Annotated in this window: 13 protein-coding genes; 3 read left to right on the forward strand and 10 right to left on the reverse strand. The window is 59.0% G+C overall.

Annotated elements, in window-relative coordinates:
* The first annotated feature begins 155 nt into the window (after window positions 1-155).
* Window positions 156-938: an exodeoxyribonuclease III gene (gene xth, locus QQL78_RS08330; RefSeq protein WP_284372398.1), complete on the forward strand. Its 783-nt coding sequence runs from the start codon at window positions 156-158 to the stop codon at window positions 936-938.
* Between the two features lie 65 nt (window positions 939-1,003).
* Here the strand turns inward: xth and QQL78_RS08335 are convergent, their stop codons facing one another.
* The 5 genes from QQL78_RS08335 to QQL78_RS08355 all read right to left on the reverse strand — a co-directional run bounded on the left by QQL78_RS08335 (window position 1,004) and on the right by QQL78_RS08355 (window position 4,828).
* Complete coding sequence (locus QQL78_RS08335) at window positions 1,004-1,918, reverse strand: Hint domain-containing protein (RefSeq protein ID WP_284372400.1); 915 nt, start codon at window positions 1,916-1,918, stop codon at window positions 1,004-1,006.
* 169 nt (window positions 1,919-2,087) lie between these two features.
* A complete protein-coding gene (locus QQL78_RS08340) occupies window positions 2,088-2,672 on the reverse strand; it encodes an HNH endonuclease (protein WP_284372402.1) in 585 nt (194 codons plus the stop codon).
* A 124-nt stretch (window positions 2,673-2,796) separates the two neighbouring features.
* Window positions 2,797-3,462 carry an alpha/beta hydrolase gene (locus QQL78_RS08345; protein WP_284372404.1) on the reverse strand — a complete coding sequence of 222 codons (666 nt, stop codon included), beginning with the start codon at window positions 3,460-3,462 and terminating at the stop codon, window positions 2,797-2,799.
* Window positions 3,459-4,109: a DNA-3-methyladenine glycosylase family protein gene (locus tag QQL78_RS08350; protein ID WP_284372406.1), complete on the reverse strand. Its 651-nt coding sequence runs from the start codon at window positions 4,107-4,109 to the stop codon at window positions 3,459-3,461. Before QQL78_RS08350 ends, QQL78_RS08345 begins: the two co-directional genes overlap by 4 nt.
* Window positions 4,091-4,828 (reverse strand): precorrin-6A/cobalt-precorrin-6A reductase, encoded by a 738-nt coding sequence (locus QQL78_RS08355; RefSeq protein ID WP_284372408.1) that lies wholly within the window; start codon window positions 4,826-4,828, stop codon window positions 4,091-4,093. The genes QQL78_RS08350 and QQL78_RS08355 overlap by 19 nt, the downstream gene beginning before the upstream one ends.
* A gap of 101 nt (window positions 4,829-4,929) precedes the next feature.
* Here QQL78_RS08355 and QQL78_RS08360 point away from each other — a divergent pair, with 101 nt between their 5' ends.
* Window positions 4,930-6,138, forward strand: coding sequence for an MFS transporter (locus tag QQL78_RS08360; protein WP_284372410.1), 1,209 nt, complete (start codon window positions 4,930-4,932; stop codon window positions 6,136-6,138).
* Window positions 6,139-6,141: 3 nt separating this feature from the next.
* Here QQL78_RS08360 and QQL78_RS08365 read toward each other — a convergent pair whose 3' ends face one another.
* The 5 genes from QQL78_RS08365 to cysS form a co-directional block, all read right to left on the reverse strand.
* On the reverse strand, window positions 6,142-6,918 hold the full coding sequence (locus QQL78_RS08365) for a squalene/phytoene synthase family protein (protein WP_284372413.1): 777 nt from the start codon (window positions 6,916-6,918) through the stop codon (window positions 6,142-6,144).
* Window positions 6,915-7,640 carry a class I SAM-dependent methyltransferase gene (locus QQL78_RS08370; RefSeq protein WP_284372415.1) on the reverse strand — a complete coding sequence of 242 codons (726 nt, stop codon included), beginning with the start codon at window positions 7,638-7,640 and terminating at the stop codon, window positions 6,915-6,917. The genes QQL78_RS08365 and QQL78_RS08370 overlap by 4 nt, the downstream gene beginning before the upstream one ends.
* Window positions 7,630-8,610 (reverse strand): alpha/beta hydrolase, encoded by a 981-nt coding sequence (locus tag QQL78_RS08375; protein WP_284372417.1) that lies wholly within the window; start codon window positions 8,608-8,610, stop codon window positions 7,630-7,632. The genes QQL78_RS08370 and QQL78_RS08375 overlap by 11 nt, the downstream gene beginning before the upstream one ends.
* A complete protein-coding gene (gene cimA, locus QQL78_RS08380) occupies window positions 8,607-10,229 on the reverse strand; it encodes a citramalate synthase (RefSeq protein WP_284372419.1) in 1,623 nt (540 codons plus the stop codon). The genes QQL78_RS08375 and cimA overlap by 4 nt, the downstream gene beginning before the upstream one ends.
* Window positions 10,230-10,386: 157 nt before the next feature.
* On the reverse strand, window positions 10,387-11,838 hold the full coding sequence (gene cysS, locus QQL78_RS08385; protein ID WP_284372422.1) for a cysteine--tRNA ligase: 1,452 nt from the start codon (window positions 11,836-11,838) through the stop codon (window positions 10,387-10,389).
* Window positions 11,839-12,068: 230 nt separating this feature from the next.
* Between cysS and QQL78_RS08390 the strand changes: the two genes are divergently transcribed.
* On the forward strand, window positions 12,069-13,247 hold the full coding sequence (locus tag QQL78_RS08390; RefSeq protein WP_284372424.1) for a pyridoxal phosphate-dependent aminotransferase: 1,179 nt from the start codon (window positions 12,069-12,071) through the stop codon (window positions 13,245-13,247).
* Window positions 13,248-13,489: the final 242 nt, after the last annotated feature.

Here is a 13,489-nt window from a genome sequence, read left to right on the forward strand (position 1 = left end):
CTACAAGGAGGTTGAGGCGTGGTTTCTGAAAAGGGGCCGTGATGTTTTCAATTTCAGGTTGAATTGAACGCACCCGAATCATCTCAAGGGAAAGCAACCTTCTCCCGGACAGCGCCCTTTCAACAACAATACCTAGGCACATGGGGCAGGACAGAATGAAGATCGCAACCTTCAATATCAACGGCATCAAAGCCCGCATTGACGCCCTGCCCGCCTGGCTGGACGCGGCATCACCGGATGTGGTGATGTTGCAGGAAATCAAATCCGTTGATGAGGCTTTCCCCGCAGAGGTTTTTGAACAACGCGGCTATAACGTCTACACCCACGGTCAGAAGTCCTTTAACGGGGTTGCGGTCCTGTCCAAACACCCGCTTGAGGACGTGACGCGCGGTCTGCCCGGTGATGACAGCGACGAACAGGCCCGCTGGATTGAGGCAACGGTCATTGGCGAAAAAGATGCGGTGCGGATTTGCGGCCTTTATCTGCCCAATGGCAATCCCGCGCCCGGCCCCAAGTTTGACTATAAACTGGCATGGATGGCGCGGCTGGAAGATCGCGCGCGGGCGCTTCTGGCCGAGGAGATCCCGTTCCTGATGGCGGGTGACTATAACATCATCCCACAGGCCGAAGATGCCGCGAAACCGGAAAGCTGGCGGGAAGATGCGCTGTTTCGCCCTGAATCCCGCGCTGCATGGCGCAGGCTCTTGAACCTTGGTTTGACCGAAGCGTTTCGCGCCCGCACAGCCGGCCCGGGGCATTATAGCTTCTGGGATTATCAGGCCGGAGCATGGAACCGTAACAACGGCATCCGCATTGACCATTTTCTGCTCAGCCCTGCTTGTGCAGATATGCTGCGCGACTGTCAGATCGACAAGGATGTGCGTGCCGGTGAAAAGCCTTCAGATCACGTGCCGGTCTGGGTAGATCTGGATTTCTAGGATCGGGATCAAACAAGCGGTCCTATGACGCCGCCCCCTACAATCACGACATGTGGGCGGCTTTCTCACGCCGCCAGCAGCGCCGCCTCACCCCGTTTCAGAACCGGGCGCACGGTCTGCCAATCATCTGATTCCGCCGGTGCAAGTTGCGGGAACAGCCCAAGCGTCTCTGCCGCGACAGCATCATCGGATGTGGTTCGCGCATGTCCGGGGAAATAGCTTTCCGATGGGATGCCTTGCCCAAACACAATTTGATGGGTATCGAAAAGCAGATGTATATAGCGGACGCTGCCGCCCTGGACCTGACGAATGGTGTCACCATTCACCAGATGCTTCGCCGCGACCAGCACCTCATCCTGACCAAAATACAATTCGGCCCGCCAGCCCGTGATCAGCATCCGATGCTGAGGAGAGACCAAAAGCGGCACGTCATTGCCAAGCGCCCCTGCGGCAAAACGGATCGGCGCGATATGCGAAACTGCGCGGAAAGTATCATCCACGATCATCTGTATCGGCTGCGCACCCTCGTCCAACGTCGACACCAGATCACCAACCTGCAAATCCTCGATCAGCCTTGGCCCCGCTGGTGTATCAATCCATGTGCCGGGCGTGAAACATGTCGGCCCAAAATCGCCAACGGCAGTCTGCGTTGGCGTGGTGACAAAAGTCGAACTGACAAAGGTACCATTTTGCAGCACCTGCCCATCCGTCGGCGTGAACACCGGTGAACCGCTGCTGAGATAAAAGGTGACACCTTCGTAGGTTACATTCCCGACGCCGGGCACATTGACTGTTAACGTATCGCCTTCCCAGACCTGCGTCACGGTCACCCCATTAAAGGTATCGCCTGTGCCGGTCTCGATGTTGCCGTCGTCATCCTCGTCGATAAACTCCACGCGCTGAAATGTCAGCGGGGTTCCCGAAGCAGGCGGTGCACCGGGGTCGACGGTAAAAAACTGGTCTTCATATGCGGTGGGCATGACATTACCTAGGTTGCGGAACAACCAAGGTATGTCTGACGATTCGGCCGGTTTTACGGCTAATCTTAGTCAAATAAGCTGCAATTTAGGCAGGTTTTCCGCGTTTTGGCCCTTAAGCCGGCATCGCCAACTTGGATGGCCGATGTGGTCGATTACGCCAACATCTGCCTCAGGCTTCCAGCTCCGCATCCCAATAGAGAAAATCCATCCAGCTGTCGTGCAGATGGTTTGGCGGGAACTTGCGCCCCATATTGCGCAGCTCCCCGGCTCCGGGCTGGCGTGGCGGTTTGCGCAGATGCAGCCCCGTTTGATGCAGCGGTTTGGAGCCTTTGCGCAAGTTGCACGGGCTACAGGCCGCAACAACATTCTGCCAGGATGTCACCCCGCCAGCCGCACGCGGTACCACGTGATCAAAGGTCAGATCCCCACGCGCGCCACAGTACTGGCAACAGAATTCATCCCTTAAAAATAAATTAAAGCGCGTGAAGGCCACGCGCTTTTGAGGTTTTACATAGTCTTTCAACACAACAACGGATGGAATTTTCAGCGTCATCGTCGGGCTGTGCACACAATCGTCGTATTCAGCGACGATATCCACCCGGTCCAGCCACTTTGCCTTGATCGCATCCTGCCATGACCAAAGCGACAGTGGATAATAACTGAGCGGTCGATAATCCGCATTCAACACCAAGGCGGGTCTGTGTTTCAGCCCCGCCGGGTGTCTGGTAAATTCGGTCCTGAAATCGCCGTCCATCGTGGAAGCACCCCTTGCCGTTTGATCCGACTATATCTCGTGGTTTTCCTCTGGCAAGCCAAAGAATTCCACAAGATGTCGGGGACAGCACTAAGGGCGATTTGTCACAGGTTTGTGACACCGCTCACAGGCCCAGCTTGTCGCGCATAAACGCCAGTGCAACGCTCAGACCATCCGGTGCGATGCCGTGACCTGTGCCTGTCATCACATGAGCATAGACATCCTGCCAGCCCGCTGCCTCCAGCGCCTCGGCTGCCTCTTGCAAGGACTGGGGCGGCACCACATCGTCCTGATCGCCATGCACCAGAAGAACCGGTGGTTTCACAACCGCCTCATCCGCCAGCAATTCAGGTGACAGCAAACGGCCCGAGAAAGCCACAACACCGGCCACCTCATCCTCGCGGCGCGGGGCCACATGCAGGGCCATCATCGTCCCTTGAGAGAAACCAAACAGCACAACCTGTTCAGGCAGGACATCCTCATCCACCATCAATGCATCAAGAAATGCGTTCAGATCCTGCACCGCGCTGTCCATCCCGCGCATCGATTCTTCTTCTGATGATCCGTCAATCCAAGGGATCGGGAACCACTGGAAACCGTTTGGCATCCCAGAGACGTTTTCAGGCGCATCCGGTGCAACAAACAAAGTGTCCGGCAGATGTTCGGCCAGCGGATCCGCCAGACCCAAAAGGTCCGGCCCGTTTGCGCCATAGCCATGCAGAAACACCACAACCGACCGCGTTTCCCCTGATTTCGCTTCGCGCCGAACGGCGTTCAATACCCGTGTCATCCCAAACCTTCCCTGTTTTTCAAAATACGGTAGTAGGCAAAGAGGGCGCGGGCCGCAACCGACCGCCAAGGCGTCCAAACCTCTGCCATTCTTGCCAATTCCTCTGCGCCGGGACGTGCGGGCAGATCGAACAGCCCCTGCGCGGCCACCTGCAAGGCCAGATCCCCCGCCGGAAAGATATCCGCCCGCCCCATACAGAACATCGCATAGATTTCTGCGCTCCACGGACCGATGCCGGTGATTGCCGTCAATCTCTCCATCACATCGCGATCCGCCAGCGCATGCAGCCCCGCATAGTCCAGCTCCGCCGCAGCCAATATCAGCGCGTACCGGATCTTCGGGCGGCTGAGACCTGCACCGCGCAGTCCTTCCTCTCCCGCGTCCAGCACGGCGGCTTCTGTGTTCAGCCCCGCCGCCAGCATCCGTGCGCGTATCGCATTGGCCGAGGCGACGCTGACCTGCTGACTGATGATAATCTCTAATAGGCCGTTAAACCCATCCGGCTTCAACCGCAGCGGCAGCGGGCCGGTCTGCGCCAATGCCTGTGCAAACCGCGCATCCTGTTGCGCCAGCCATGCGGCACCTTCGGCAACATCCAGGTCCGTTCGAATGATCCGCCCCGCATCTTTCACAGCTGCGCCACCCAATCCATCACCGCATTAACAGAGGAGACAACCCTCCCCCCCGCAGGCAATGCAGGCGGATCAATCAGGATCACCCGCAGGCGCAGGGCCTTTGCCGCCTCCAGCTTGGGGCGGCTGGGCATCCCGCCAAGGTTGCGGACCACAAGGACATCGACACGGCGCTCCTTGAACAGGGCAATCTCATCCGCCACCGAAAACGGCGCTGTGCCAAACACCAGTTCAACAAAATCAAACGGCACCGGTCGCTGATGCCCGCTGGTTTGACGCAACATCAAACAGGCCCCTTGAAACCCCTTATAGTCAGGAAGGCTGGCCCAGCCGGTTGCGGAAAACACGCGGTCCTGCGGCCCGATCAGCGGCATGGCACGGACCACATCAGGCGCACGTTGCCATAGCGCATCTTCCTCAACCTCCCACTTGGGCCGCGACAGGGTTACAAAAGGCAACCCACAGGAGGTTGCCGCCGCATGGCCCACCCGCGTCATATGCCCGTCAAAGCCGTGGCTGGCGTCAATAATTGCGCAGGCCCCTTTTGCCGCATGCAGAATCTGCCCCTCCGTCACCGACGGGCAAACCTCGAAAGAGACCGGCATCGGATTTGCCCCGCGCGGCGGCTCTGACATCAGCACACGCACCTCTCGCCCCTGCACCTGCAAGGCCGCAGCGATCCGGCGTGCCTCTGCACTGCCGGCCAGCAATAGGATATGTCCCGACTGATCCATTGCCGCGACTTTAGGCAAGCGGTGCGCAGGCACAAGAGCCTGGCAGGGGTTGCCCCTCGTGAAACTCAGGTTTACCCATCTCGCAACAAAGGATTTTTCATATGATTGATGACACCCGCGCCAAGCGCAACGTCGCTGTTCTCGTCGCGGCCCAAGCCTTTCTGGGCAGCCAGATCACCATGATTTTTGTGATCGGCGGTTTGGCCGGGCAGCAATTGTCACCCAATGTCTGCCTCGCCACATTGCCAATCTCAATGATCGTTTTCGGATCGATGACCACCGCACCCTGGCTGTCACCCCTGATGCAGAAACACGGGCGGCGCGCCGGATTTCTGGTCGGCGCTCTGGGTGGGCTGGTCGGTGCGATTGTCTGTGCCTTTGCTCTGAGCATCAGTAACTTCTGGGTCTTTCTGATCGGCAGCTATCTGACCGGCATCTATATGTCTTCACAGGGTTTCTTCCGCTTTGCCGCGACTGACACCGCCTCCGAAGCGTTCCGCCCCAAAGCCATCTCCTATGTCATGGCAGGCGGGTTGATTTCGGCGATCATCGGACCGCAGCTGGTGTCCGTCCTTTCCTCTGGTGCGGATGCCACTGTGATGCGCTTTTTCCCGGTCTATCTGGCGGCCATGGCGTTGAACGTGATCGGTATGGCCCTGTTTTTCCTGCTTGATATCCCCAAGCCACCGCTGCCCTCCGTTGATGCCCCCAAAGGGCGCAGCCGGTGGGAGCTGTTAACCACCCCGCGCATTGCGGTTGCCGTCATCTGTGGCATGGTTGCTTATGCGCTGATGAACCTTGTGATGACCTCGACCCCGCTGGCGGTTGTTGGCTGCGGGTTTCAGGTTGCAGATGCATCCAACATCGTAACGGCCCATGTACTGGCCATGTTTGCACCATCGTTTTTCACCGGCCATCTGATCGCCCGTTTCGGCGTGGAAAAGATCGTCGGACTGGGCATGGCGATTCTGGCTGTTGCGGGGGTTGTAGCCCTTCAGGGTGTGCAGCTGGGCAATTTCTATATCGCGCTGATCCTGCTGGGGCTTGGCTGGAACTTCGGCTTTATCGGGGCGACCACCATGCTGGCCGGTGCCCATGAACCGCATGAACGCGGCCGCATGCAGGGGTTGAACGACCTGTTGGTATTTGGCGGGGTCACCTTTGCCTCGCTCGCCTCCGGCGGATTGATGAACTGTTCCGGCGGCGATGCGGAAACCGGCTGGGCCGCTGTAAATATGGCGATGATCCCGTTTCTGGCCTTGGCCGGAGGGGCGCTGATCTGGTTGGTGATGCGCCCGAAAGAGGCCTGATTGCTACCAGCGCCCGGTCATCGCGCGATAGGCAAGGCCGAACCGGTCCCCGTCCACGGGATCGGGCAGCCGCGCTTCGATCACGGCACCGGGGTCTTTCGCGGCGGCGGACAGGATTGCCTGCGCTGGCCCCACATGCAGAAGTGCGGGCCGCGCCGCCCGGCTGATCGTTGAACGCTGTGCCCGCGCCTCGGCAAGCCGCGACAGGGCATCTTTGGCCAAGGATGCAACACCCTCACGCGTGCCATCCAGAAGCGGGATACGCCCCCGCGCCTCAAGCTCCGGGATGGCCCGCAACCATGCGGCGATACCAGTGGCATATGCTGCCGCCCGCACCACTTGTTCATCTGCCTGCCCCAGACTGCTGGCCGCAACCCAAGCCAGATGCCCGGCAGTTTGGTCAATATAGCGGGCAAAATGCGCGCTATCCTCGAAGGCATCTTTGTAGATATCCCAACGCCTTGCCGCAACAAGCTCGTCCAGCAGCTGCGCGCATTGCGGTGTCAGCACCCTGGCCAAGGGCGTTGCCACCTCGTGGCGGCGCACCGCGTCCCCGCTCGCAATCTGATCGCAAACATCACGCCACCATTGCAGGCGCATTTCCGCAATCATCGGCTCTTGCGTCACCCAAGGGGCACGGGCCACCTCGACGTTAAAGGCATAGAGCGAAAACAGGACCTGACGCGCGGCCAGAGGGGCCGCCATGACCGCACGAAACCGCCAGGGGTCCGCCCGTTCGACCAATGCGGCACAGGCTGTCACATCAGCGTCGAAACTCATATGGGGCGCACAACGCTTAACAGATAGCCGAATTCGTCGCGATGCGCCCGCCAGCAGGCGATTTCCGCTTCGCTCCTGTCCAGCACGGAATTCAAGGTGGCATCTGCGTTAGGGCGCAGCATCTGCACCCGCGCTTCAAGGGGGGTGAAATAGGCCTCCCATGCGGCATCATCCAAACGTCTTGTGCCCAGCACCTCATAACCTGCGGCCACCACCTGTGCCGTGATACCCGCCTCATCCGTCATGCTCGGGTAGTCCTTGTTCCACAACGCCTTGGCCTGATCAGACGGGCTATCGGTGAACCAACATGCCTCAGAGAAGGCAATAACACCGCCTGCGTTCAGGGGTTTACGCCAAGCCGTCAGCGCCTGTGTCACCCCAAGGAAGTAAACCGCACCGGCACACCAGATCATATCATAGCTGTTCATGATCGCAGCCATATCCGCCTTGAGCACAGTCACCCGCCCGTCACCGCGCCAATCCGCACGCGCTGCATCAACAAAATGCGCGGTCTTGTCCAAGGCGGTCACATGCCCCTTAGGTGCTGCGGCCAGCAAAGGGCCAATATCCGCCCCCGGGCCACAGGCCACATCTGCCATCTGGGCCGCAGGCTTTAGCCCCGCCAGCGCAGCGGCCCATGCGATATCCGCAGGCTCCCCCGGCCCTTCGCGCGGCAGATCCCTGTGCAGTTTGAAAAAGGCGTCCATCGCGTCAGAGGTCATTGATCAGGCTTTCTATCGCTTCGCGTGTTTCGGGGGCGTTCACAATGTCCAGATGGCCAATACCATCGACAATCACATAACGGCCTTTGTCGGTGACAGCTGACAGTGTGGGTTCATATTGCGCCGCATCAAAGGCTTCATCCGCCGCACCGGCAATCAGTGTGAAACGCGGCAAAGCAGCGACATCCTTCAGATATTTGCCGCGCGGGGCAAATCCGGTGTTCAGCCGGTAGGAATAGGCAGTGGTTGCCGTATCCCCCAACGGCCCATTCAGCACCACCTGCGGCATCCGCAACTGCATGATGGTCAAATGGTTCAACGCTGTAATGTGGAAAGTGTTGAGTATGCTAAGCCCGATGATCCGACGCAGCAGCGGATAGGACCACCCCCCGGCATTCGGGCGCATGGTCGGGGCGTCATGTTTCAGGAAGGGTGCCATCAGCACGGCACCGTCCATCATATCCCCATGTTTACCGCCGGCGAAACGCACCACCAGCCCCCCGCCGGAGGAATGGCCAGCCAGTACAACCTGCTGACCCTGCTTGGCGGTGGCAGTGATCAAATCAGCCAGATCATCCTCGAACTGGTTGATGTAATCAATATCCCCGCGCCGTCCGGGTGCTGTGCCATGCCCGCGCAGGTCGGGGACGACAACATCAGCCGAGGCGGCAAGGCCACGCGCCAAAGCGTCAAACTGCAACCCGTGCCAACCGGACCCATGCACCAGTACCAGCAACGGGGCATCCGGTGCCTGCCCCTCATAGCGCCGTACCTGCAACGGATAGCCATCCCGCATCACCACCTGCGTCAAGGGCTGCGGCTCCTGCCCCTCCGCCGCAAGCGTATTTGTGAAATCAAGCCCGTCACCGGGGGGCAGATCACCGGGGCGTTGCGACAGGATCAGCACCGCTGCGATGCCAAGCGTGATCAAAATGGAGGAAATGAGAAAAGTCAGCACCTTACGGATCATCCTTTTGGGTCCTTCAGATCGCGGATCAGCTTCCAGCGGATCGCATCCAGCAAAGCCTCAAAGCTGGCGTCAATTATGTTGGCGCTGACGCCAACGGTTGACCAGCGCTGCCCCTGCCCGTCTTCACTGTCGATGGTCACACGGGTGACCGCTTCGGTACCGCCTTGAGTGATACGCACTTTGAAATCCACCAGACGCATGTCCTCGATCAGGGCGGAATATTGCCCCAGATCCTTGGCCAGCGCCTTGGACAGCGCGTTCACAGGACCCCGGTCACTGCCGGCCTCGTCCATACTTTCGCTGACGGACTGACGTTTCTCACCGTCGACTTTGACGACGACCACCGCCTCGGAAAGGCTGACCATCTTGTCATATTTGTTTTTGCGCCGCTCCACAGTGACGCGGTATCTTTTTACCTCGAACAGTTCCGGCAGCTGTCCCAGAACGTCGCGCGCCAGCAGTTCGAAACTGGCCTGCGCCGTGTCATAGGCATAGCCATCCGCCTCACGCGATTTGACCACATCAAGGATCCGTCCCAAAGCCGGATCACCCTTGGCGACCTCCAGCCCCGCCTCGGTCAGGCGTTTGCGCAGGTTGGATTGCCCCGCTTGATTGGACATCGGGATGATCCGCGCATTGCCAACCAGAGCCGGATCAATATGTTCATAGGTGGTGGGGTCCTTGGCAATCGCGCTGGCGTGCAGCCCCGCCTTATGGGCAAAGGCCGACGCCCCGACAAACCCGGCCTGTTTATGCGGCACACGGTTCAGGATTTCATCCAGCATCCGGCTGGTCCTCGTCAGCCCTTTCAACGCTTTCTCAGGAATACCTGTGTCATACAGACTGGCATAGGGTTCTTTCAACAGCAGGATCGGGATGATCGCGGTGAGGTTGGCATTGCCGCAGCGTTCACCAAGACCGTTCAGCGTCCCTTGAATCTGGCGCGCCCCTGCATCGACAGCAGCCAGCGTACAGGCCACAGCGTTTTCCGTGTCGTCATGGGTATGGATACCCAGATGATCGCCGGGGATGCCCGCCGCAATGACCGCTGCGGTGATCCTGCCGATTTCCGCCGGCAGCGTGCCGCCATTGGTGTCACAAAGGACAATCCAGCGGGCACCGGCCGCGTAAACGGTTTTCAGGCATTCCAGCGCATAGTCAGGGTTGGATTTATACCCGTCAAAGAAATGTTCCGCGTCAAACAGTGCTTCGCGCCCCGAGGCGACCAGATGCGCGATGCTGTCACGCAGCAAGACAAGGTTTTCCTCCAGCGTGATGCCAAGGGCTTTGGTGACGTGGAATTCATGGGTTTTGCCCACGATACAGACCGATTTAGTGCCCGCGTTCAGCACAGCAGCCAGCACATCATCATTCTGCGCCGAAATGCCGGGGCGTTTGGTCATGCCAAAGGCGGTCAGTTTAGCGCGGGTCTGCGGGGCGGCGTCGAAAAACGCGTTGTCGGTGGGGTTTGCACCGGGCCAGCCACCTTCGATGTAATCGACCCCAAGACTGTCGAGCGCCGCTGCGATCTGGTGCTTTTCCTCGGTCGAGAATTGCACGCCTTGGGTTTGTTGCCCGTCGCGCAGGGTGGTGTCGTAGAGGGAGAGGCGTTGTTTCATTGGTTATAACCCTTTCCGTGTGTCTCACAGAAACGTTCGTACATTTTGCCGCTCCATGGTCGGGCTCTCAAACTCCGTAGGGCGAGGTTGACCCCGCCACTCCGGCGCGGCGGGGTCAACCCCGCCCTACTCGCCACATCTGGTCCTGCCAAACCACTCACAACACGCCCTCCAGCGCCGCGCGGTCAAATCCTGCAGGTGCGGTCAGCTTTACGCCATCCTTGCTCATTTGCACTTCGATGCCTACAGCGATCAGGGCTGACTTGATCCGGTCCACTTCGGCGAAGTTCTTGGTCTCCATCGCCTCCGCACGAAGCACCGCAAGCCGATCTTCCCATGGTGCAAGCAATAGACTTTCAACTCCTCCATCAAACACCCAACTACCCATTACGGCGTTGTCCTCAAGCAACCCCAAGAGTCTGGCGGACGCAGCAAAGTCATCTATCTCGCCAGCTTCGTCCTCACCATGTTGCTTGCTGAGGATGGATTGCGCGATCTTGTGGAGTTCCGAAATAGCCAGTGATGTATTCAGATCATCCGCCAAGGCACTAAGCACCTTTTCCGAGGGCTTACCGTCGGCTCCCGCCGCATTTGCTGCATCCCGCCACTTGCGCAGCGTCTTCTCCGCCTCCGCCCGCTTCTTCTCGGTCCAGTCCATCGGCTTGCGGTAATGCGTCGATAACATCACAAAACGGATCACCTCCCCCGGAACGCCCTGCTCCAGCAAATCGCGCACGGTAAAGAAATTGCCCAAGGACTTGGACATCTTCTTGCCCTCCACCTGCAACATCTCGTTGTGCAACCAGACATTGGCAAACCCGTGGCCTGCACATTTGGACTGCGCAATCTCATTCTCGTGATGCGGGAAGGTCAAATCATTGCCGCCACCATGAATGTCAAAACTCTCGCCCAGCAATTCATGCGCCATGGCAGAGCATTCGATATGCCAACCGGGACGGCCACGCCCCCAAGGGCTGTCCCATCCCGGTGTTGCATCATCCGACGGTTTCCACAGGACAAAATCCATCGGGTCTTCTTTGAACGGGGCCACTTCAACCCGCGCGCCGGCGATCATATCATCCACAGACCGCCCCGACAGTGCGCCATATTCAGAATAGGACCGCACCCGGAACAACACATGCCCCTCTGCGGGATAGGCATGGCCCTTTTCAATCAGGTCTTCGATCATCGCAACCATCTGGCCGATATAGGCGGTGGCACGTGGCATTGCGCGTTCATGGTCCTTGCCTCGTATCGACGGCTGCAACGCCCCGACTGCGGCCATATCCTCCAAAAACCAGCCCGTTGTCTCGGCGGTGATGTCACTGATTGATCTGCCACTTTGCGCTGCGCGGGCGTTAATCTTGTCGTCAACATCTGTGAAATTGCGCACATAGGTCACGTGTTCGGCCCCATAGACATGGCGCAGCAACCGGTTCAGCACATCAAACACGATCACCGGGCGCGCATTGCCAATATGGGCGCGGTCATAGACCGTCGGCCCGCAGACATACATACGCACGTCCTTCTCATCAATCGGGGTGAAAGGTTCCTTGCGGCGGGTCTTGGTGTTGTACAGATTGATCGCAATCTTGTTCGTCGTGCTCATCGTGTCTTCCTCGCGCAGCGGTCACGCGGGCTTGCCACATATCTTAAGAAAACGAAACGACATGATAACAACCCGCGAGAAAAATCTCAGCAGGTAATGGTGCAGCAAATAATGCAGGTCATCATGGTCATGATCAAAGGACTAGCCGATGCCGCATCTTCCGGTCAACAGCTGATTGACAAATCAGAACAGCTCTGCGCCCCTGCCCGGTGAAACAGAAAGGGCGCATCATGCAGGCATCACAGCGGATATCAGGGATTTTGGGCGGCGGTTCGGACGGTTGGGACGTGTTCAACAAGGCCCGCGAGATGATTGCAGCAGGCACCCGGGTCACCGAACTGACCATTGGCGAACATGACATCCGAACTGCGGCCCCCATCCTGCAAGACATGCACCGCGCCGCAATGGGCGGGCATACCGGCTATGCCTCGGTCCCCGGTGTCGCCGCCCTGCGTCAAGAGGTTGCGCGGCGGGTGCAGGACCGCACCGGCGTGCCGACCGCACCTGAAAACGTCCTGATCACCCCCGGTGGGCAGGCCGCGCTTTTTTCGGCCCATGTGGCGACCTGCAATGCGGGTGATACCGCGCTTTATCTTGATCCGTTTTATGCCACCTACCCCGGCACCATTCGCGGGGCCAGCGCCAAGCCGGTCTGCATCCAGACCCGTGCCGAGGATGCCTTTCAGCCCCGCGCCAGCGACATTGCGGCGCAGGCCAAGGGCGCAAAATCACTGCTGATCAACTCGCCCAACAACCCCACAGGCGTAGTCTATTCCCGCGCCACCTTGGAAGGTATCGCGCAGGTCTGTCGTGAGCATGACCTCTGGCTGATTTCGGACGAGGTCTATGACACGCAGGTCTGGGAAGGTGCGCATATCAGCCCGCGCGCGCTGGAGGGGATGGCGGAACGTACATTGGTTGTCGGGTCGATGTCGAAATCCCATGCAATGACCGGGTCGCGTGTCGGCTGGATCGTCGGGCCACGTGATGTCATTTCCGATTTGATCAATCTGGCCACCCATACGACCTATGGTGTGCCCGGATTTATTCAGGACGCGGCCCTGTTTGCCCTGCAACAGGGAGAGAGCTTTGAAGAAGAGATCGCCGCCCCGTTCAAGCGGCGACGCGACATTGCCCATAGGGTATTGGCCGGGCAGAACGCGGTTACCCTGGTGCCGGCACAGGGGGCGATGTATCTGATGCTGGACATACGCAACACCGGCATGTCGGGCGAGGATTTTGCCTTTGCCCTGCTGGAAGCCCATCAGATCGCGGTGATGCCCGGCGAAAGCTTTGGCCGTGCTGCGGCAGGCCATGTGCGCGTGGCAATGACCATTGAGGACAGTGCTTTTGAGGCAGCACTGAAAGTTTTGTGCGTATTTGCACAAAATCGACAAAGTCCCGCATAAACGCACCGGTCTTTACAATTTGCAGCGCTGATGATGCTGCACCTGCACGGGTCGCAAACAGACAGCCACGGCGTAAACAGGACAGAAACACCGGTTTTCCATGCACAAGCTGATCTTGGAAAGGGTCAGCCTATGCGCGTCGATATCTGCATCATCACAAGGGTTTGCCGCACCATCGGCGCCATACGCGGGCGCGCGGCACGGGGGGCACCGCAGGCGGGGTAAACCGCCCTGCCCTTTTT

The organism is Sulfitobacter pacificus (genome assembly GCF_030159975.1).
Classification (GTDB): domain Bacteria; phylum Pseudomonadota; class Alphaproteobacteria; order Rhodobacterales; family Rhodobacteraceae; genus Sulfitobacter; species Sulfitobacter pacificus.

Coding starts and splice junctions, on each gene's coding strand:
- QQL78_RS08375 (WP_284372417.1), bottom strand. CDS start 8,610: ATGATCCGTAAGGTGCTGACTTTTCTCATTTCCTCCATTTTGATCACG.
- QQL78_RS08360 (WP_284372410.1), top strand. CDS start 4,930: ATGATTGATGACACCCGCGCCAAGCGCAACGTCGCTGTTCTCGTCGCG.
- QQL78_RS08355 (WP_284372408.1), bottom strand. CDS start 4,828: ATGGATCAGTCGGGACATATCCTATTGCTGGCCGGCAGTGCAGAGGCA.
- QQL78_RS08365 (WP_284372413.1), bottom strand. CDS start 6,918: ATGAGTTTCGACGCTGATGTGACAGCCTGTGCCGCATTGGTCGAACGG.
- QQL78_RS08335 (WP_284372400.1), bottom strand. CDS start 1,918: ATGCCCACCGCATATGAAGACCAGTTTTTTACCGTCGACCCCGGTGCA.
- QQL78_RS08340 (WP_284372402.1), bottom strand. CDS start 2,672: ATGGACGGCGATTTCAGGACCGAATTTACCAGACACCCGGCGGGGCTG.
- QQL78_RS08390 (WP_284372424.1), top strand. CDS start 12,069: ATGCAGGCATCACAGCGGATATCAGGGATTTTGGGCGGCGGTTCGGAC.
- cysS (WP_284372422.1), bottom strand. CDS start 11,838: ATGAGCACGACGAACAAGATTGCGATCAATCTGTACAACACCAAGACC.
- xth (WP_284372398.1), top strand. CDS start 156: ATGAAGATCGCAACCTTCAATATCAACGGCATCAAAGCCCGCATTGAC.
- cimA (WP_284372419.1), bottom strand. CDS start 10,229: ATGAAACAACGCCTCTCCCTCTACGACACCACCCTGCGCGACGGGCAA.
- QQL78_RS08370 (WP_284372415.1), bottom strand. CDS start 7,640: ATGACCTCTGACGCGATGGACGCCTTTTTCAAACTGCACAGGGATCTG.
- QQL78_RS08345 (WP_284372404.1), bottom strand. CDS start 3,462: ATGACACGGGTATTGAACGCCGTTCGGCGCGAAGCGAAATCAGGGGAA.